1 protein-coding gene is annotated in these 602 nt (G+C 67.1%); it reads left to right on the top strand.

Annotation, left to right across the window (positions count from 1 at the left end; genetic code table 11):
* A partial coding sequence (locus tag AC3WRR_RS36065; RefSeq protein WP_492299569.1) for an AMP-binding protein occupies window positions 1–602 on the top strand: 602 nt, incomplete at both ends.

The following is a 602-nucleotide window of genomic DNA, read 5'->3' as shown; positions in this document are numbered from 1 at the left end:
TTCTGGGCGCGCCACGCGCGCGAGCTGCTGCACTGGACCAAGCCCTTCACCAAGGTGCTGGACCAAAGCAACGCACCGTTCTACAAGTGGTTCGAAGACGGCGAGCTCAACGCCTCTTACAACTGCCTGGACCGCAATCTGCAGAACGGCAATGCGGACAAGGTCGCGATCGTGTTCGAGGCCGACGACGGCAGCGTGACGCGCGTCACCTACCGCGAGCTGCATGGCAAGGTGTGCCGCTTTGCCAACGGCCTGAAGGCGCTCGGCATCAGGAAGGGCGACCGCGTGGTGATCTACATGCCGATGTCGGTCGAAGGCGTGGTCGCGATGCAGGCCTGCGCACGCCTGGGCGCCACGCACTCGGTGGTGTTCGGCGGCTTCTCGGCCAAGTCGCTGCAGGAGCGGCTGGTGGACGTGGGCGCGGTGGCGCTGATCACCGCCGACGAGCAGATGCGCGGCGGCAAGGCGCTGCCGCTCAAGGCCATCGCCGATGACGCGCTGGCGCTGGGCGGCTGCGAGGCCGTCAGGAACGTGATCGTCTACCGCCGCACCGGCGGCAAGGTTGCCTGGACCGAAGGCCGCGACCGCTGGATGGAAGATGT

This window comes from Cupriavidus sp. FW305-3-2-15-C-LB2 (genome assembly GCF_058787575.1).
The sequence above is the reverse complement of the archived record's forward strand: the minus strand, read 5'-3'. Positions and strand labels throughout refer to the sequence as shown.